This is a genomic window from Microbacterium oryzae (assembly GCF_009735645.1).
Classification (GTDB): domain Bacteria; phylum Actinomycetota; class Actinomycetes; order Actinomycetales; family Microbacteriaceae; genus Microbacterium; species Microbacterium oryzae.
The window spans coordinates 1,652,731-1,671,201 of sequence record NZ_CP032550.1 but is presented as its reverse complement, the minus strand read 5'-3'; the positions used below and the strand labels follow the sequence as shown (position 1 = coordinate 1,671,201).

The 18,471-nt window shown below is 67.4% G+C and carries 17 protein-coding genes; 13 read left to right on the top strand and 4 right to left on the bottom strand.

Features of this window, described 5'->3' with window-relative positions; translation table 11 throughout:
* Window positions 1-22: 22 nt before the first annotated feature.
* The 5 genes from D7D94_RS07790 to D7D94_RS07770 are packed head-to-tail and all read left to right on the top strand — an operon-like array spanning window position 23 to window position 4,905.
* Window positions 23-700 carry a methylamine dehydrogenase light chain gene (locus D7D94_RS07790; protein ID WP_156242072.1) on the top strand — a complete coding sequence of 226 codons (678 nt, stop codon included), beginning with the start codon at window positions 23-25 and terminating at the stop codon, window positions 698-700.
* Complete coding sequence (locus D7D94_RS07785; RefSeq protein WP_156242071.1) at window positions 697-2,016, top strand: hypothetical protein; 1,320 nt, start codon at window positions 697-699, stop codon at window positions 2,014-2,016. The genes D7D94_RS07790 and D7D94_RS07785 overlap by 4 nt, the downstream gene beginning before the upstream one ends.
* Window positions 2,013-3,617 carry a multicopper oxidase family protein gene (locus D7D94_RS07780; protein ID WP_156242070.1) on the top strand — a complete coding sequence of 535 codons (1,605 nt, stop codon included), beginning with the start codon at window positions 2,013-2,015 and terminating at the stop codon, window positions 3,615-3,617. Before D7D94_RS07785 ends, D7D94_RS07780 begins: the two co-directional genes overlap by 4 nt.
* A gap of 11 nt (window positions 3,618-3,628) precedes the next feature.
* A complete protein-coding gene (locus D7D94_RS07775) occupies window positions 3,629-3,994 on the top strand; it encodes a cupredoxin domain-containing protein (RefSeq protein ID WP_156242069.1) in 366 nt (121 codons plus the stop codon).
* 53 nt (window positions 3,995-4,047) lie between these two features.
* A complete protein-coding gene (locus tag D7D94_RS07770; RefSeq protein ID WP_156242068.1) occupies window positions 4,048-4,905 on the top strand; it encodes a methylamine utilization protein in 858 nt (285 codons plus the stop codon).
* 190 nt (window positions 4,906-5,095) lie between these two features.
* On the opposite strand, the gene D7D94_RS07765 is transcribed toward D7D94_RS07770, so the two are convergent.
* The gene (locus tag D7D94_RS07765) at window positions 5,096-5,488 is read right to left on the bottom strand and encodes a nuclear transport factor 2 family protein (protein WP_156242067.1); all 393 of its coding nucleotides are present in this window, start codon (window positions 5,486-5,488) and stop codon (window positions 5,096-5,098) included.
* A 46-nt stretch (window positions 5,489-5,534) separates the two neighbouring features.
* Here D7D94_RS07765 and D7D94_RS07760 point away from each other — a divergent pair, with 46 nt between their 5' ends.
* Window positions 5,535-6,284 (top strand): alpha/beta fold hydrolase, encoded by a 750-nt coding sequence (locus D7D94_RS07760; protein ID WP_246171728.1) that lies wholly within the window; start codon window positions 5,535-5,537, stop codon window positions 6,282-6,284.
* A 12-nt stretch (window positions 6,285-6,296) separates the two neighbouring features.
* Here the strand turns inward: D7D94_RS07760 and sigJ are convergent, their stop codons facing one another.
* Window positions 6,297-7,175, bottom strand: a complete 879-nt coding sequence (gene sigJ, locus D7D94_RS07755) for an RNA polymerase sigma factor SigJ (RefSeq protein WP_156242066.1) — start codon at window positions 7,173-7,175, stop codon at window positions 6,297-6,299.
* A gap of 107 nt (window positions 7,176-7,282) precedes the next feature.
* Here sigJ and D7D94_RS07750 point away from each other — a divergent pair, with 107 nt between their 5' ends.
* Complete coding sequence (locus D7D94_RS07750; RefSeq protein ID WP_156242065.1) at window positions 7,283-8,020, top strand: SDR family oxidoreductase; 738 nt, start codon at window positions 7,283-7,285, stop codon at window positions 8,018-8,020.
* Between the two features lie 334 nt (window positions 8,021-8,354).
* On the opposite strand, the gene D7D94_RS07745 is transcribed toward D7D94_RS07750, so the two are convergent.
* Window positions 8,355-9,431: an acyltransferase family protein gene (locus D7D94_RS07745; protein WP_173024254.1), complete on the bottom strand. Its 1,077-nt coding sequence runs from the start codon at window positions 9,429-9,431 to the stop codon at window positions 8,355-8,357.
* A gap of 89 nt (window positions 9,432-9,520) precedes the next feature.
* On the opposite strand from D7D94_RS07745, the gene D7D94_RS07740 reads away from it, so the two are divergent.
* The 6 genes from D7D94_RS07740 (at window position 9,521) to D7D94_RS07715 (ending at window position 16,771) form a co-directional block, all read left to right on the top strand.
* On the top strand, window positions 9,521-10,165 hold the full coding sequence (locus D7D94_RS07740) for an acyltransferase family protein (protein ID WP_173024253.1): 645 nt from the start codon (window positions 9,521-9,523) through the stop codon (window positions 10,163-10,165).
* Window positions 10,104-10,715 (top strand): hypothetical protein, encoded by a 612-nt coding sequence (locus tag D7D94_RS07735; protein WP_156242062.1) that lies wholly within the window; start codon window positions 10,104-10,106, stop codon window positions 10,713-10,715. The genes D7D94_RS07740 and D7D94_RS07735 overlap by 62 nt, the downstream gene beginning before the upstream one ends.
* Before the next feature lie 1,788 nt (window positions 10,716-12,503).
* A complete protein-coding gene (locus tag D7D94_RS07730) occupies window positions 12,504-13,556 on the top strand; it encodes a glycosyltransferase (protein WP_156242061.1) in 1,053 nt (350 codons plus the stop codon).
* 8 nt (window positions 13,557-13,564) lie between these two features.
* Entirely contained in the window at window positions 13,565-14,593 is a 1,029-nt protein-coding gene (locus D7D94_RS07725) for a glycosyltransferase family 4 protein (protein WP_156242060.1), read from the top strand.
* Window positions 14,593-15,642 (top strand): polysaccharide pyruvyl transferase family protein, encoded by a 1,050-nt coding sequence (locus D7D94_RS07720; RefSeq protein ID WP_156242059.1) that lies wholly within the window; start codon window positions 14,593-14,595, stop codon window positions 15,640-15,642. The genes D7D94_RS07725 and D7D94_RS07720 overlap by 1 nt, the downstream gene beginning before the upstream one ends.
* Window positions 15,632-16,771: a glycosyltransferase family protein gene (locus D7D94_RS07715; RefSeq protein ID WP_156242058.1), complete on the top strand. Its 1,140-nt coding sequence runs from the start codon at window positions 15,632-15,634 to the stop codon at window positions 16,769-16,771. Before D7D94_RS07720 ends, D7D94_RS07715 begins: the two co-directional genes overlap by 11 nt.
* A 565-nt stretch (window positions 16,772-17,336) precedes the next feature.
* Here the strand turns inward: D7D94_RS07715 and D7D94_RS07710 are convergent.
* Window positions 17,337-18,398 carry an acyltransferase family protein gene (locus D7D94_RS07710; protein WP_156242057.1) on the bottom strand — a complete coding sequence of 354 codons (1,062 nt, stop codon included), beginning with the start codon at window positions 18,396-18,398 and terminating at the stop codon, window positions 17,337-17,339.
* Between the last annotated feature and the right edge of the window lie 73 nt (window positions 18,399-18,471).

Below are 18,471 nucleotides of genomic sequence, written 5' to 3'. Positions count from 1 at the left end.
ACACGGAAAGGAAGGGCAGCACATGACAGAGAACAGATATCCCGTGGACGACGAGACCATGCGGGAGCAGGCCGAGTGGATGGCCGGACGCGGCGGAACCCTGTTCAGCCGGCTCGGACGCAGCATGTCGGAGAAGACCTCTCGACGCTCGATGCTCAGTCAGCTCGGGCGCTGGGGCATCGGCGTCGCCGGCGTCGCGGCGATCAGCTCGCTGCCGGTCAGCCGCGCGGCGTTCGGAGCCGAGGCTGCTCCCGCCGCCCGCACTGCGGAGGACAGCCCGCTGTACCCGGCGTTCGACGAGACCGGCGACTCCTCGACGTGCGAGTACTGGCGCTGGTGCAACATGGACGGAGTTCCGTGCACATCATGCGCGGGTGGCGGGATGACGACCTGCTCGCCGGGATCGAAGCCCGGCGCCGAGTTCTGGGTCGGCTGCTGCACGAACCCCGACGACGGCAAGACCTACCTCATCGCGTACTACGACTGCTGCGGCGCCCCGGGCTGCTCGAACACCTTCTGCGGCGAGCCCGATGTGATGGCGCAGATGTACAACCCCGTGGCCGGCTCGTACGACCAGGAGATCATCTGGTGCGTCTCGGACGAGTCGCAGTCGTATACCTGCACCATGGCTCCGATCATCGGCACGGACTGCCAGGCGGCCCCCGCCGCCCGGCCCAAGGTCGGGGCGGGATCCCGATGAGCGCCGCGCGCGCCCTCGGCGCCGTCTCGTTCACTCTCGTCGCGGGCGTCGCGCTCGCCGGCTGCACCGCGACGAATGCCGCCGAGTCCCCGGAGCCGGAGCCCACGGGAGTCGCCGCCGGTGTCGTGGATCACCCCGAGCAGGAGTGGTTCGAGACCGACGAGACCACGACGCTCGGCGACTCCGACGAGGAGATCCCGTCGGAGGACGAGATCCCGCAGCAGCTGCACGTCGGCGAGATCGACCCCATCGGCTCGGACCAGGTCGTGATCATGGCCGGCGGCGGGCTCGAGCTCAGCGCGCAGGCGGTCGATCCGGCGACCGGCGAGGTCACGGCGAACTTCACCGTCGGCCCGGGCATCTGGGATCCGGTCGTGCACCCCTTCGTGGGGGAATCGCCCGACGACCCGGCCGTCCTCGCCGCCGAGGTCTGGAGGCCGCGCGGATCGCGCGGCGCCGCCGACTTCACGATCAGCACCTACTCGGGAACGCTGCTTGAGCCGGACGAGATCGTCATGCCCGACTATGTGCGCACGCACTCGCGGTGGGGATCGAGCGCGGTCACGGACGACAAGCAGTACTTCGTGTTCTGGGACGACGGGCTGTACGGGCCCCGCGTCTTCGACCTCGAGGAGGGCGTCGAGACGGGCGCCATGGAGATGCTTGGCTGCGGGCCCTTCACCTGGGTGAACGGCCACGACGTCTACTCCGTCTGCGAGGAGACGCGCGAGCTCGTGCACCTCTCCATCCAGAACGACGGGTCCATCGAGGAAGTGGAGCGTGCGGAGGTGCTGCCGGACGACTTCGTGAGCAACCGGCACGTCACCTATGCGATGGACGCCGACAAGGCGCTCCTGCTCTCCGCCAACGGCGACGTGTTCGTCTTCGACTTCTCCGAGGGTCTTCCGACGGAGCCCGTGACGCCGATCGGGAACGCGGGCCAGGACAGCGGCCGCTTCGCCTCATCCGTCATCAACAACACCGCGACGAGTCTCGCGGTGACATACACCGACAGCGAGATCCACCCGCACTCCGCGAACGGCGGCGACGAGGTGCGCCTCATCATGTCCGACCCGAGGGATCTCGCCCCGATCGCCGACCTCGACGCGGAAGCTCTGCAGCTGAGGTCGATCGGCGGGCTCGCCTACTCGGTGGATGGCGCGACGCTCTATGTGCAGGGACCGGGATCGGGCGAGGACGAGCCCCTGACGCTCATCGGATACGACGCGGCCAGCGGCGACGAGGTCTCCCGGGTCGAGGTGCCGGACTTCGTCGGCGACGCGGGCCACATGCTGACACCGCAGGTGCTGGAGTGACCGGGGACGAGACCCGCCGCGGGAGGGCGCGGCTCCTGGACCGGCGCGCCTTCCTCCGCTTCAGCGCCTACGGGGCGGGCGCCGTGGGGCTCGGCGCAGCGGGTCTCTCCGCGGGTTGCGCGGCAGGCTCGCCGACCGCGGCCTCGCCGTCGGCCGTCGCGCTCGACTACATCCGGCCATCCGACCCCGAGGTCGCGGCGGCCGAGGCGGCACGAGCCTGGAGCGGGCGCGAGGCGAGCTTCGCGCTGCAGGCCGGGGTGGCCGACGTCGATCTCGCCGGACGCGTCGTGCGCACCTGGACGTACGGCGGCGAGGCGGTCGCACCCACCCTGCGGCTCGGCAAGGGCGACCGCGTCCAGGCGCGTGTGGCCAACGCCCTGCCCGAGGCGACGACCGTGCACTGGCACGGCGTCCGCATCCGCAACGACATGGATGGCGCCGCTCCCGTCACGCAGGAGGCGATCGGTGTCGACGGCACGTTCGACTACTCCTTCGTCGCGCCCGATCCGGGCACGCACTGGTACCACTCCCACAGCGGACTCCAGGCGGACCGCGGACTCTTCGGCGCGCTCGTCGTCGAGGACCCCGACGACACGACGGGTGCTGACGCGGACGCGGTCCTCGTGATCGACGACTGGGTGGATGGCCTCGGAGCGACTCCCGATGAGGTGCTCGCGGCGCTGAATCCCGCCCTCGCGGGCGGTCACCACGGGCACGGAGCGGAGACCCCCGCTGCGACACCCGCCGCCGCGCCGACGCCCTCCGCCACGGCCGCGGCTATGGTCGCCGGTGGGCACGGGGACTCGGTCCCTCTCGGTGGCATGACGCAGCACGTGTCGTATCCGATGCACCTCATCAACGGCCGCCCCACGGCGGACCCGGCCGTCGTCGAAGCCGCCGTGGGGCAGCGGCTGCGGCTGCGCATCGTCAACGCGGCCGCCGAGACACCGTACCGGTTCGCCGTCGCCGGTCACGAGCTCACCGTGGTCGCACTCGACGGCTTCGACGTGCAGCCGCAGACCGCCGACGCGATCATCCTCGGGATGGCCCAGCGCGCCGATGTGCTCGTCACGGTGCGCTCGGGTGCGTGGCCCGTCGTCGCGCGTGTGGAGGGAAGGTCGGAGTCGGTCGCGACCGTGCTTCGCACTCCCGACGCCCGGCCCCTGCGCGAGCTACCGGCGACGATCGCCGAACTCGACGGCCGGGTTCTGCTCGAAAGCGAGATGCGGCCCGCCGACTCGGTGGTGCTCGATACCCGCGAACCCGACCGCGACTACCGCATCGAGCTCATCCAGGCCGGCGACCGCTACGTCTGGGGCATGTCCGGGGATGACGTGGGGCGGCTTGTGATGAAGCAGGGAGAGCGGGTGCGCATCACGATGGCCAACACGACCAGCATGTGGCACCCGATGCATACGCACGGGCACACGTTCGCCGTCCCGTCCTACGGCGGGCTCCGGCGCGACACCGTCATCTCCCTGCCCGGCAGCGAGCTCGCGATCGAGTTCGACGCCGACAACCCCGGCGAGTGGATGTTCCACTGCCACAACGCCTATCACTTCGAAGCCGGGATGACCGCGAACCTGCGGTACATCCGTTGAGAGGACCGACCATGAAGACCCTCAAGAGCGTCGCCGTACTCGCCCTTCTCGGCGCCTCAGTCGCGCTCGCCGCGTGCAGCCCCGGCGAGACCACCGCGGCGGCAGCCGACGGCGAGCCCGACGTGACGATCACCGTGACCGACATGTCGTACCAGCCGGCCGACGTCACCATCCAGCCCGGCGACACCGTGGAGTGGGTGTTCGACGACGGCGGCCTGCCGCACGACGTCACCGGAGAGGGAGCTCTCGAAGGCGAGCTGCAGAGCGAGCTCATGACCGAGGGCAGCTACACCTTCACCTTCGACGAAGCCGGCACCTTCACCTATCACTGCACGCCCCACCCGATGATGGTCGGCACCGTCACGGTCGAAGGCTGAGCGAGACCATCCGCACACAAGACCTCGCCGAGGTCAGAAGCATTGGAGGAACCATGACAGCGATCGACGCCCCCATCCGCACGCATCTCGCGCATCCGCCCCTCGAGGCAGACGCTCCGCAGCTGCGCCCGGAGGTCGGGCAGACCTCATCCTCGCGTGTTCGCGCGGGGCTCACGACCGGCGCGCTCCTCGTCGGAGCCGCCGCCGGATTGGCCGCTCCCGCCGGAGATGCTCCCCTGACGACGGCCGTGATCGGCGCGGGGCTGCTCACGGCGCTCGCCGCCAACTGGTCGACCTGCGGGATGTCGGTCGCCGCCGTCGTGGCGGCGCCGAAGCAGCCGGGTCGTCGGGGCGCTTCCACGCCGGCACGGCGGCTCGGGTGGCACGCGGCGGGCTCACTGCTCACTGCGCTGCCCACCGGCGCGCTCATCGGCGCGGTCGGCTCGCTCATCGGCTCCACAGTCGGGCTCGCGTGGGCGCTCGGCGTGTGGGCCGTGCTCGCGGCGCTGTACGGGCTTCACGAGCTCGGCGTCATCAGGATGTGGACGCCGATGCGACGCCGACAGCTTCCTCGCCACCTGCGTCGCACCATGGCGCCGCGACGCGTGTCGTTTCTCTTCGGCGCGATCATCGGCCCCGGCTTCCTCATCTTCATCCGCTCGAGCGCGTACTACCTGCTCGTGCTCGGACTCGCGCTGCAGGGTAACCCGGTGCTCGGCGCGGCCCTGTTCGGCGTCGTCGCCCTCGGCCGCTGCCTGCCCAGCCTCGCGGCGATCATCCACACTCGAGCGGGGGGCACGATGCCCGGATTCCTCTCGGCGATGTGCGTCGTGGACCGACGGGTGCAGATCGTCACGGGCGCGGGCCTTCTCGCGCTCGCCGCCTACGCGGCGGTAGCGCTCCTCGCGTAGGGCCGTCTCACGGCGCTCGGGCCGCCCATCCAGGAGACGGGCGGCCCGAACGTGGGCCGACAACCGTCGGAGTCGGGAGCTGAGGAGAGCGACAGAGCAGCGCTTGCAGTTGCGACCGCGGAGTTCATGAAGACCCGTCGCTTCGCAAGCTGCCGAAGCGCTGGCCGCTTCTCGGCGGATCGGACGCGTGCTATTCGTGCGGGGCGAGCAGGGTCGCCGACCCGTGGGTCACCTGCCAGCGCCCGCTCTGCAGCAGCCACCGGCGAGACCAGGCCACCGTCGCCTCCGTGCGCTGGCCTCCGTCGAGGATGACGACGTCACAGACGACATCCGTCGTGCCGATATCGCCGGAGACGGCGGTGCGCCGGCTGACCTCCGCGATGCTGTCGAAGCGGGTCTGTCCGGTCCGGTGCGATTCCAGGTCCTGCGCCTTGGAGACTGTCGCCCCGTCAGGCGCGATGAACTGCAGATCGTCCGCGATCAGCCGGTCGAGTGCGTCGACGTCGCCGGCGAGCATGGCCGCCTGCATCTGATCCTCCGCATGGTCGAGGGAGGGACGCAGGCCGTCGTCAGAGGAAGTCATCTTCCGAGGGTAGGACCCGAGTGCTCACAGCCCTACTCTGGCTCCTGTGCGCGCATCCTTCTCCGGGCCCGCGACGGGCGGTCCCGTCGTCCTCCTCCACGGCGGGGGAGTGGCCGGATGGATGTGGACCGATCTCCGTGCGCGTCTCGAGGCCACTCGTCGCGTGTACGCCGTCGACCTGCCCGGGCACGGGCAGAGCTTGGATGAGCCATGGGTCTCTCATGAGGAGACCGTGCGCAAGCTCGCGGCGCAGCTGGCCGCGCGGTTCCCCGGGCGCCGCGTGGATCTCGTCGGCTTCTCGCTCGGCGCGCAGCTCGCGATCCAGTTCGCCGCGACGTTCCCCCACATGGTCGCCGGGGTCGTGGTCGTTAGTGCGCAGGCCACGGCGATGCCGCGGAGCGATCTCGCGCTGCGGCTGGTGAAGGCGACCGCCGGTCTCGTACGCAAGCCGTGGTTCGCGCGTCTGCAGGCGAGGGCGCTCTTCATCCCTCGGCATCTCCGCGACGCGTACGTGCAGACGAGCGCCGGCATCACCGAAGACGTGCTGCTGGCGACGGTCGGGGGCAACCTCGCGTTCGAGCTGCCGAGCGGATGGTCCGAGTACCGCGGCCCCGCGCTGGTCCTGGTGGGCAGTCGCGAGCGTCGCGTGATGCGCGACTCCGCTGAGCTGATCCACCGCGCGCTGCCGGGCAGCGAGCTCGAGGTGGTGGAGCGTGCCGGCCATGGCCTCCCCCTGCAGCGGCCGGAGTGGTTCGCCGAGCGCGTGGAGGCGTGGCTCGCCGCCAGGAAGAGCTGAGCGGGCGGCGCCCTACTGCCACGCCCCGAGCTTCGCCGGGTTCATCACGACCCACACGTCGCTTGCGACCCCTTCCGTCACGCCGAGGTTGACAACCCCGAGAACGGCGCCGCCATCCCTGACGAGGAAGCCCGCGCCATCCGTCGTCTGCACGTCTTCGACGGTCGCCGTCGGGTACTTCCCGAGGATTCCGAGGAGGAAGCGCGCGACGTTGTCGGCTCCCTGCACCGGCCGGCGCGCGGCGCTGACGACTCCGCCGCCATCCGAGCGCAGCACGACGTCGCGCCCGAGCACCTCGAGAAGCGCGTGCATGTCGCCGTCGCGGCAGGCGCGGCCGAACGCCGTCACGACGGCATCGTGGTCGGCGCGCGCAACGGGATGCCCCGTCTCGCCCTTGGCCCGACGTCGAGCGGATGCCGCGAGCTGTCGTGCCGCGGCCGGTGTGCGATCGAGCAGGGTCGCGATCTCGTCGAACGGCACGGCGAAGACGTCGTGGAGGACGAAGGCCACGCGTTCGGCCGGCGTCAGCCGTTCGAGCATGAGGAGGAGAGCGGTGCTGACGGCCTCGCCCTGCTCCGCGTCGCCTGCCGGGTCGGCGCTGGCCACGACGAGATGATCGGATGGCAGCGGCTCGGGGAGCCACTCGCCGACGTACTGCTCGCGGCGGGCGCGAGCCGACCCGAGCATGTCGAGCCCGACGCGTCCGACGACGCGGGTGAGCCACGCCTGCGGATTGCGGACGGCCGCGCGCTCGCTCTCTGTCAGTCGATACCAGCGGGTGAACGCCTCCTGCGCCGCATCCTCCGCGTCGGCGAGCGTGCCGAGCAGGCGGTACGCGAGGGAGACGAGGCGGGGGTGCTCGGCGGCGACGTCGGCCGCGGTGTCCGTCATGCGATCAGCTTGGCACTCGTCGACGGTCGACACCTCACATTCCCGGTTGTTGCGTCGTCTATGAAGAGAGGCGCGACACCGCGCTCGAAGTGGAGGAGGGACCGCACATGAGAATCGCCGTCGCAGGAGCCACGGGAGTCGTCGGCCGGCACATCGTCGCCGTCGCGAAGGAGCGCGGGCACGAGGTCGTCCCGCTGTCGCGCGCCACGGGTCAGGACGTGGTGACCGGCACGGGGCTCGACGAGGCGCTCGCCGCGGTGGACGCCGTCATCGACGTCTCGAACGTGACCACGATGTCCGCACGCAAGGCGGTCGCGTTCTTCCAGACCGCGACCCGCAACCTGCTGGCCGCGGAGAAGCGCGTCGGGGTGGGGCATCACGCCGCGCTCTCGATCGTGGGGATCGACGGCATCGACGCTTCCTATTACGCGGGCAAGCTCGCGCAGGAGCGCGAGGTCGCGGCGGGGGATGTGCCGTGGTCGCTGCTGCGCGCCGCTCAGTTCCACGAGTTCGCCGAGCAGATGATCGAACGCCTGTCGTTCGGGTCGCTCACGACCGTGCCGAAGATACTGATGCGTCCTGTCGCCGCGCGCGAGGTGGCCGCGGCGCTGGTCGACACGGCGGAAGCGGGGCCGAGCGGACGCGTGACGGATCTCGTCGGCCCGAGGGACGAGCGTCTCGTCGACCTGGTGCGTCGCGCGAAGCGGGCGGATGGCCGACGGGGCCTCACGGTGGAGGTGCGGCTGCCCGGGGCTTACGGTCGCGGACTCGCGTTGGGGGCGCTACGCGGGGGAGGGGAGGCACGACGCGGAGTGGTCGAGTTCGCGAGGCGGCAGCGCGCGTGAAGCCGGCGATGCCTGCTGACTAAGCTGTCTCGGTGACATCGCCCGACACGAGCGCCGTTCCCGTGACCGACGCAAGCTCTTCGCGGAAGGCGAGACGGTGCTGGACGTCGGCACACTGCTCCTCGCTGCGGCCACGGCCATCGACGGCGCTTCGGAGCTGTTCAACATCTCCCCGTTGACGGTTCCCGCGCTCGCGGGCTGAGCCATCTTCCGGTCGGGCTTCGGTCTAGGAGTCGACAACCTCAACATACGCAAGGGCTGACGCCTGCCCCTGACACCGCCCCTCTGGGCGAGCCTTTGTCGGCTCCTCGAGATGAGCGTTTCGTCGTCCCTGCTACATGGGATCAGCGGTGACAGCGCGCGGTTCGATCGGCCGCCGAGGGCTGCGGAGCACGCGCTCGAGTGGCTTCTCGACGAGTTCGGATGCGAGCGCGGACGCCGCGACGCACAGGACGACAGCTACGATCCCCCAGGCGACGGGGAAGTAAGCGGCACGTTCGAGTCCGATCGCTGCGGCGATGGGTCGCAGCACGAGCATGTGCACGAGGTAGAGCGCGAAGGACCATTCGCCGAGCTTCACGAGCGGGCGGGCGCGAAGCCACTCCAATCCACCGTTCTTCTCGAGCGTCACGGCCCAGTGGATGAGGGCGACGGCTCCGGGGAGGATGGCGACGGAGGTCAGCGCGCGCCCCTGGTCCTCGTACTCACCGAGCGCGAGGATCGCTGCCGTGCAGAACAGAGCGAGCACCCAGAACATGTGAGCACCACGATCCGGCTGGTCACCCCTGGTCTGCATCCACCGGGCTAGGCAGATGCCGATGATGAACTCGCCGAGCCGGTAGGCCGGGAAGTCGTACGTCAGAAACAGGACGTGCTCGATACCGGAGCGTTGCACGAGCCCGACGAAAACCACCTGCGCCATGGCAGTGGCCACTCCCGTCATCACGAGTGTGGGCCCGTGAAGCCGCGCGATGACCGCGAGAGCGATCGGAAACAGCAGGTAGAAGAACGCCTCGTTCGAGATCGACCAGCTGACCCAGTTGAAGGAGCGCACTGCCTCGTGCGTCCATGCCTGGGTCAGGGTGACGTTTTGCATGAACGTGACTAGGTTGTCGTTTTTCGCGTACGGAAGGAGCGCGGCGATGATCAGGGTGACGATCTGCAGCGGCCAGACTCTCGCCCACCTGTTCCGGTAGAAGGCGACGGCTCCATCGCGGGTGCTGTTCGACCAGGTGAGGACGAACCCGGACAGGACGAAAAAGAACGTCACGCCGAGGTACCCGAAGTGGAGGAGCGGGATGTCGTCGGGGCCGAACGTGTGATGCAACACTACGTACAGCGCGGCGAAGAATCGCAGCGAAGTGAGGGTGTCGAGGCGCGTGCGTGTGGCCGGGCGCAGGGTTGTCGTCACCTGCATAGTCTGCCAGCGGCCAGGTTGACCGCAAGTTCGGGAGATGCCGATATGAAGGCTGCCCGCGAGCCAACGGCTACAGTTCCTTGGTGGCCAGACTCCCTTCCATCGACCTCCTCCGCGTGCTTACGGTCATTGTGATCGTCTGGCGGCACACGTGGCCGGTCCCCAAGGGCGAGCCGCAGATGCTGCTCGCGACGATCACCGTCCCGTTCTTCTTCTTCCTGACCGGCTGGCTGTGGCGCACCGGGAAGCGCACCATCCGCGACGAGACGAAGATGCGCTGGCTGACCCTCGGCAGGCCGTACGTCACCTGGCTGGCGCTCATCTTCATCGAGTTCGCGGCATCCACCATCAAGGGGGACATCACCCGAGACACGATCGAAACGCTCATCCGGCCTCTGCTCGGCGGCAGCTACGCCGGCCGGCCGTTCTCCACGTTCTGGTTCATCTCGGCACTCTTCTTCGTCGCGATCATGATGCGCGCGGTCGAGAAGCTACCCCGGCCTCACCTGGTGGCGCTCGCGGTCCTCCTCGCCGGTGTCGGTGCGCTCCTCGGCCAGAAGCTCGACCGCATCCCGCTGAGCATCGGACTCGCGATCCCGTGCCTGGCATTCGCTGTCGCTGGCTACCTGCTCCGCCAATGGGCCGCATCTAGAGAGCACCCTTGGCGTGGTCGCCGTCGTGTTCGTGCTGTCTTTCGTCGCGTCGGTGTCGCCGCTCGGGTGGCTTGACGTGAAGGCGGGCATCTTCGGCACACCCTTCCTGAGCATGGCCGTCTCCGTGGCGCTGATCTGGTCCGCGATCGTGCTCCTCGATCGGCTGTTCGTCGCCCTCCCTGCCCTTTCCCACGCGGTCGCACCCACACTCGCCTCCCTCGCATCGGTCGCTATCGTGGTCGTTCTCACGCACACGGCCGTACTGCGGGTGCTCCGCGCGCCCACCGAGAACGCCGCGTGGTGGATCTTCCCCGCTGCGCTCGTCGGCACGTGGGCGCTCGCCCTCATCCTTCAGCGCTCCCCGCTGGCTCCCTGGTTCCTCGGACAGGACCAGAAGAAGGCAGCGGACAAACCGCGCGACGTCGTCGATGTGAAGCCAACTGACCTCGAGGCCCAGTTGACTCTCCTCCGTTCCACAGCCGACGATCTCGCCTCACGGACCAGGTCTCTGCGATTCCCGCACGGGGCGAAATCAGCCAACGAGGAAGCCGCGCAGCTTGACTCGGATTGGGCCGCGTATCGAGATCGCGTAGAAGCCTTTCGCACCCGGTACCTCGGTCGGTGAACCCGCTGCAACGGCGTTCGGGTTTACCATCCTCGGCATGACTGATTACCGGATGCAGGGCGGGCCGTACGACGGACGGGTATTCGACGAGGTGCCGGATGGGTATCGTGCGACCGGGGAGGCTCTGGCGTTGTCTCCGGACAGCACGAGGAGCCGCCCCTGACTGCCGAATGGGTGGGATTCGCGCGGAAGTCGAAGGACATCGCGACGGAGCAGATGATCGCGGACGACATGTGGTCGATGGGTGAGGGTGAGTTCTGCGACCGGCACGGTCTATAGGCGAACCGCATGTCGGGGGTTGCCCGTAGCCTCCCCGGGTGGGTAGCAGCAGACCGCCGTCGGACTCGTCGATCGAGAAGGCGCTCGCGCAGCTTCGGGCGGTGACCCTGCCGGTGCAGACGTATGGCGGACAGATGAAACGATGCGAGCCCGCCGACGTGGGTGTGCAGCGATCGCTCTGTCCTCTATGACGAGCTGGTGTTCCGACGGTGGCTTGAGAGCACGGTGTCGTGGGGTTGGGGCCATGGGCCAGACGCGACACGTTCTCGCGCGGACGAGCTGCGTGATTAGACGTATCAGGACGCGACGTTGCCCTTCCTGCGGAAGCGCACGTGCGTGTCCCCGGCGCAACTGCGGGCGCTGATCCCGGATCCTCCACCGTGGCGCGTGGGGGATCTTCGCTTCCGTGAAGGCCGCTCCGCGGCCCCATCGTTCACTCACCAACTTGCTCGTGTCCCATGGGGCCCCGGTGCGTCCCGAGTTGCGGAGATCCCGCACCAGGGATGCTCAGAGACACGATTTGACGTTCCAAGGGATATCAGTCGTCCGCGGAGTTTGCACGAAATGACCTCCATTGACGGGCGCTGTCAGGTGGCTCCGTAACGCGGTGTATCGCGAAGCGCTCCGGCATGACGCCGGCCCGCTCCGCGCGTCTCGGAGTGTGGTCGACGACGAATCTCGCCCGCTCGAGAACTGGCCGCGCGACCGCGCTGGTGTGCGCGGAGCAGGGAATGCCCTCGGCCGTCGCGAGAGCAGTGACGCGGCGCAGCAGTGAGGCGCACTCCGTGACGCGTCGCCCTGTGATGAGCGAACAGGCCGTCGACGTAGAGGTTGGGGGCGGAGGTCCGAGGACCGACGACGACGTCGGCGATCTCGGCAACCGCGGTACGGGCCTCCGTCCGCCCCTCGTGCCAGCGCGGCGCGAGCGGCTCATCGGCGAGCCTCCTTTCTTTGTACCGCTCCCGCGCCCCCGAGGATGGCGGTCACAAGATCTTGAGGCTGGCCGCGGCGTCGTCAGGTCGGCAGGGGCGCACCGCGACGTAAGTCATTCGTTCGAAGGAGCTCCGCCGCAAATCCGCGCCCGGCGCAGGTATCGGCGGACGTCCCCCGCGGTCGGCTCGTTCCTCGATTGCGAGAACGATCCAGTCTCGGCCGGCGGTCCTGGCACTGGTCGAGCTTTCTTCTTCAGCGCCGCGCGGATCCCCTCGCGGCCGCGTACGTGCCAGGGAAGCTAGCGGACCCTTCTCGCCGCCTTAGGCCGGGCCTGTGTCCTTGAGCTCGTGCCGGTGGAGAATGAGGCGCTCGACCGTGAGAGGGAATGTCGGGACCAGGGGCCGCCGGGGTCGGATGCTCGCACTCGGTCGCCCTCTCACTGGCGCGCGTTCACCTTTCACTGCGCGGTCGCGTCGCGACGGGCGAGGCCACGAGAGGCGCCGATGCCGGGTTTGCTAACCTTCAAAGAGGTTGCCGCAGTTCCGTTGCGCGCCGGGAATCTTGGATTGGTCGGAAATGACAGCGAAGCGTGTTCTACACGTAACGCAGGTGTACGCGGGCGGCATCAGTCGCGCCATCCGCTCTCTCGTCGAACTGACTCCTGAAGTCGAGCATCACCTCCTCTGGGCTGGTAATGAAGAGCCGGACGACTCGCTGCCTTTCGCGACTGTGCATTCGATGCCGCAGTCTCCCCGCCGGATGGCGGCGTCGGTGCGGCGAGTTCAGGAAGTGGCGGCGCTTGTGCGGCCGGATATCGTCCACGCTCACTCAAGCTTTGGAGGGGTCTACGCTCGCCTGGCTCGGATCGAGGCTCCTGTCTTCTACGAGCCCCACTGCTACAAGTTCGACGACGGCCAGCAACCTGTTGTTCTACGAGGGATCTACCGTCTTGTGGAGAAGGGGCTCGCGAAGCGGTCGAAGGCGACCGTGGTGCTGTCACCCCATGAGGAGCGTCTGGCGAAATCTCTGGACGCGGAGGCAAGCACCTATCTCCTGCCGAACGTCGCGACCATCGCGCCGAGCCTGGAACACCCCGCCACGGGGTTCCAACTCCCGCGCGACGTGTTCATGATCGGCCGTCTCACTGGGCAGAAGGATCCGCGCTACTTTGCGGCCGTGGCTGAGGAAGTCCACGCCATCGACCCGTCCATCAGCTTTCGTTGGATCGGTGGCATCGACGGCGAGGACGACGGTCGCGGTGCTCGAATGCAACAGCAGTTGGAGACCGCGGGGGTGCGGGTTCTCGGGTGGCTGAACGGTGATGCGCTCGCGGCAGAATTGGCGCGGCCCGGACTGTACTTCCACTCCGCCCATTACGAGGGCTTTCCGTTGAGCCTCCTCGACGCAGCCGCCTTCGAGCACCCACTCGCTGTCAGACAGATTCCCACCTTCGACGGCCTCGACCTCCCGGACGCTCGAACGCCGGCACAGGCAGCCAGGCTCGTTCTCGAGATCCTTGACGGCGGCCCCGCTCGCGCCCGCGCAGTAGCAGCGGCGGAGCACTTGAACATGACCATGAACCGTGACGCGCAGCGTACGGCTCTGCGTCAGCTGTACACCTCGGTTTAGGAGACCTTATGCGCGTACTCATGCCGAGCCGGATCCTTGACAGGCATACGGGCGGAAACACGACCTACGCCAGGCACGTGGCCACCGGCCTCTCGCAACGAGGGATCGAAGTGGCGCGGATTCCTGCGGGCCGCCACCCGTCGATCACCATGCTTCAGGAGACTTTGACAGGTCTTGCTAGGGGGCAGGCAGGTGACGTCCTGCACTACGTAGCCGATACGGGGCCGCTCATGCGCACTCGTCGGCCGTCCGTCATCACCGTCCATGGCGTAGCGAGCCGGTGGATTTCCTCGGCGCGCACGGCGCGGCAGGAGAAAGTCTGGCGCACTCGTGTTCAGCGCGCGATCGATTCGACCACTCATGTCGTTACCGTTTCGAACTCCAGCGCGAACGACGTGCAAGAGATCTTCGGCGTCGAACCGGAGCGGCTCACCACCATCGAGCACGGTATAGACGTGCAGCGCTTCACCACTGCAACCGAGTTGTCTAAGGAGGTGCGGGCTCAGCTGCCCGAGCGTTTCGCACTCTATCTCGGGAACATCGAGCCCCGGAAGAACCTCGTGGCGCTTGTCAAAGCCTTTGCGGCACCTGAGGTCAGAGCCCTGGGCGTGAAGCTCGTGGTCGCCGGGAAACCGGCCTGGAATGCTGAGGAGTCGCTCGCGGTCATGGATCGTTCACCCGATGTGATCCGGCTGGGCTTCGTCTCCGACGACGACAGAACCGCTCTCATGCAGAACTGCGATGTGTTTGTCTTCCCCAGCCTCTACGAGGGCTTTGGATTCCCTGTTCTCGAGGCTCTCGCTGCTGGCGCCGTGGTGCTCACTTCCAACAAGGGCTCCCTTGAGGAGGTTGCCGGGCCGGCACTGCGCCTAGAGTCAGTCGACGAAGAGGCCATCGCACACGGTCTCGCACGAGCTTTCGAGGACGAATCCGCGCGCAAGCAGTGTCGCGAGCAGGGGCGGGCGTGGGCGTCACGCTACACCTGGGACGCGAGCGTAGAGCGCCACATCGAGGTGTATCGGAAGGTGTCAAGCTGATGACGAAGGTCCTCGTGCTGCACGGCTACTCGGCCGACAACGCTGGAGACGGACTCCTCGTACGCGAAACCCTCGATCTGATTCGCGAGGCAGTCGGCGAGAACGCCGACGTCACGCTGCTCGCGTCCCGCCCGGATACGTTCGCAGACCTCGGCGTGCGTGCACTGCCGACGGTTCCGTCGCGTCGAGGCTGGGACCGGCAGACACGCGCTGTCCTCAGGGGAATCGACGATTTCGACCTCGTCGTCGCCGTGGGCGGCGGATACCTTCGAGCCGGAACGCCCCTTGAGACTCTCAAGACGGCTCTCGTCCATGTGCCACAGCTGCGTGCCGCTGCACGAGCGACGACCCCCACCCTCTACCTTCCGCAGAGCATCGGCCCCGCCCGGTTCGGCACGCGGCGGTGGACGCAACGGGCGCTGAGCCGAGTGGATGTTGTGATGGCGCGCGATGACAGGACCATCGCGGAGATTGGAGGCCCGACTGTTGAGCGTCAGCCTGACCTTGCTACAGCGGCCGTGGCTGGAGGCCGTCGACCGGGGGCGGACGTAGATGCCGTTCCGGTGCTCTCTATCCGCAAGGTGCACGGCAAGATCAATCCGGACATCTACGTTCTGGCCGAAACGCTCCGGCCGTATGACGGTTACATACAGAGCACGGTCGGCGGGAATGACGATCGTCCCGCAGCTCAGACGTTGCATCCGCGGCGGACCGTGCCGCGCGCGGAGCTGATGACCCCCGGAGGCGCTCCGCGGGTGGTCGTCGCAGTGCGTCTGCATGCGGCGCTGATGGCACTCGCCGCTGGACATTATGTCGTCCATCTCGCATATGAGCGCAAGGGATTCGGCGCCTTCGATGACCTGGGGATCAGGCCGTGGGTGCACTCCGTCAACTCATTCGACCCGGCGGAGGTGGCGGACCAGGCGCGGCTGCTCCTGAACGATGCCGAGGTCCGTGCAGCATATGACGAGCGCATCTCCGAAGCGGCCGTTCGAATATCGAATGCTCGTCAGAACCTCGTAGAACGGCTGCGGGCGAGTGTTGTCTGAGGACGCTTCGGTCGAGGACGAAGCGCGCCGACTGAAGATCGTTTTCCTCAGTCATACCGCCGCCTCGAGCGTCTTCCGAGTGGGCAGCCACCACCTCTCGAGGGAAATGGCGCGGATGGGAGCGGACGTCTGTCACGTCTCGACCCCCGTGAGCCTGCTTCACGCGATCCTCAGGCGGGACCAGGACACTCGCGCTCGACTGCGCACCGCGTTCTCTCGCCGTCGTCCTGACGCTGACGGCGTCACGCATGTCGTGCCGCTCGTTCTCTTTCCGCTGCCCCGGATGGGCGAATCAGCGCGCCGTATCGCTCTCTGGTTGGCCTCAGGCTGGTTGAAGAACAGCCTCCGGAAGCGATGGAGTCACCCCGACATCGTCTTCGTCGATCAGCCGCTCTTGGAGCCCATGGCCTCCGTCCTTCACCCGAGCAGACTGATCTATCGACCCACCGACGCGCACTACGACTCTGCTTCCCGCTCAGCGGAGTTGCACCTTATCGCCCGTTCCGACGCCGTCATCGCGATGTCCCCTCGAGTGCTGGAGGAGGTGCTGAGCGGGGTTAAGTCGGTGCCGCGCACTACTCACTTCGAGAACGGGGTGGACTTCGAGCGGTTCTCGGCTTCGGTGAACGTCCCGCCGAACGAGGACATGGTTTACCTCGGGGCTCTGGACAAGCGTCTCGACTGGGAACTGATCGCGCAGATCGCCGCTCGCTTTCCTCGGTCGCGCGTCCGCATCCTCGGTCCGGAGAACGCCTCGGTTCCGCTTTCGCTTCCTGACAACGTCGATCTCCTCGGGGCTGTTCCGTACGAGCAGGTGCCAGCGGCGCTCGCGGGCGTCTCGATCGGTCTATTGCCGTTCTCCAACGACCCAGGTAATCAAGGGCGCAGCCCGATGAAGTACTACGAGTACCTGGCCGCGGGGCTCTATGTCGTCGCGAGGGCGTCTCCTACCCTACGCGCGCGAGATGCCCCCGGGGTTTGGCTCTACGAGGATTCGAACGAGGCGCTCGAATCGGTTTCGATAGCGCTGGACAGCGCGAGATCAGGCCGAAATGTGGGAGGTCGCGCAGTAGCCTCCGAGCACAGCTGGAAAATGATCGCGCGCAACGTGCTGCGCTTCACGCTCTGAGGTCGCCGCCCCTCGGTGCAGGGTTCGACGAAGGCGTTTAGGCGGGCTTGGTATTCATTCCACTCGGCTCGCAGCTCGCTGAGCTTCTCGACTGAAGGGAGGCAGCCCCGCCCAACCATGCCGAGGGTGCGGCGCTGCAGACCTCGCGCGTCCTTGTCCCGACTTGCCCGCTGCCGCACGAAGAGCACTGAGATCGGCGCCGAGGTCTCCCTAGCGGGTGGGGGACTGCGGAGAACGGACGGCCGGCCCAGCTTCCACCGAGCAGAGGTCGAGCGAGGGTCTCGAGGGAGACATGCGTTCCCTGAACGGCCAGCTTCCAGCCGGCATACCCGAAGTAGATCACAGCGAGGCAAGCGACTTAGGGCCCGTTGAGGATTAACGAACGTGAACGGAGCTCCTTTGCGATCGAGCGCTTCTTCGTTCGCCAGAGTCATCCGGTCGGGAAAAAAAGGGGATCGTGACCCGTTGCGAGCAACAGCTGCGGTTCCCCCTTCGGCACCGGCCACGTGTGCCACAAGACGAGGACCGTAACCGTGAGTACGCGGAGGAGGTCGACCCGCCACAGCTACGCCCGAGGAGCGGGCTCCCTTGGAGCAATTCGCGTGGTTAGGGCACGTGGTAGCTCGAAGAAGATGCTGCCGAGTGGCAGTCGTCTTAGAGCGGCGTGCAGGGCGATGCTCGTCCCGAGGATCAAGGCGAGCGCGATGAGTGGCGCAGCCATCCTGAAGAGCGGCGCCTCAAGAGCAGGAGTTACTGGGTCTCGGAGCGTCATGAGGGCCCAGATCATGGGAACGTGCATGACGTAGACCGGAAGGGTGCGCTTACCGATGAATCCGAGGACTCGTGAGGCCGGTGTGAACTGGCACACGAGGGACATCACGGCAGCGATGCTCAGAACCGCGCTGACGTCCCTCAGGAGAATCAGGAACAGATATGCAGGACCGATCGCCAGCCCCTCCATCGCGACCGTCGTCAGCACGTTTGTCGTCATCGCGAAAACGAGGCGCATGAGCAGCCCGCGGCGAGATGCGAACTTGGTGAGCAGCTCCTTGCTGTAGACGCCCAGCGCGAAGAAGAAGAGGTAGTAGAGACCGCGCTGAACCATTTCGAAATATGGAGGGAACGTCGCCACGATCGAGAACCAGGCGAGAATTGCCGTGGCAGTCAGCACGACGGCCGGATGGAGCCGTGCGCATGTGGTTATCACCGCCATGTGAATCGCCAGGAACATTACGAACCACAGCGGCGTCTGTGGGAGGGTGAGCTGCTGAAGGAAAGCCTCCCACGGCACCCCGACCGGCTGGCTACCCGGCATCTTCGTCGACAAGAGCGCGTAGATGGCCAGCCAGATGACGTACAGGTACGCGGAGTTCAAGATCCTCGTGAGGTTGCGGCGCTCGCGCCAGCCGGAGCGGACCCTCTCCGCGACGAGGAAACCGGACAGAGCAAACAGCACCGGAAGACGAAAAGCTCCGGTGATGGATATCAGTCGTCCCCAGATTCCGGTCTCGGGGTAAGCGGCTTCGATGGGAGGAAGCAGCCAGAGATGGATATGGACAAGCACTATGGCCACGATCGAGAACGCACGCGCAGCGTCGACCCAGGCTAATCGGGCTTTCGTAGGCATCGGCCGAGCCTACAAGGGAGCCAGACGACGTGCGTTCGAGAACGATGGGAATCCGCTGGCCCTGGAACCGGAG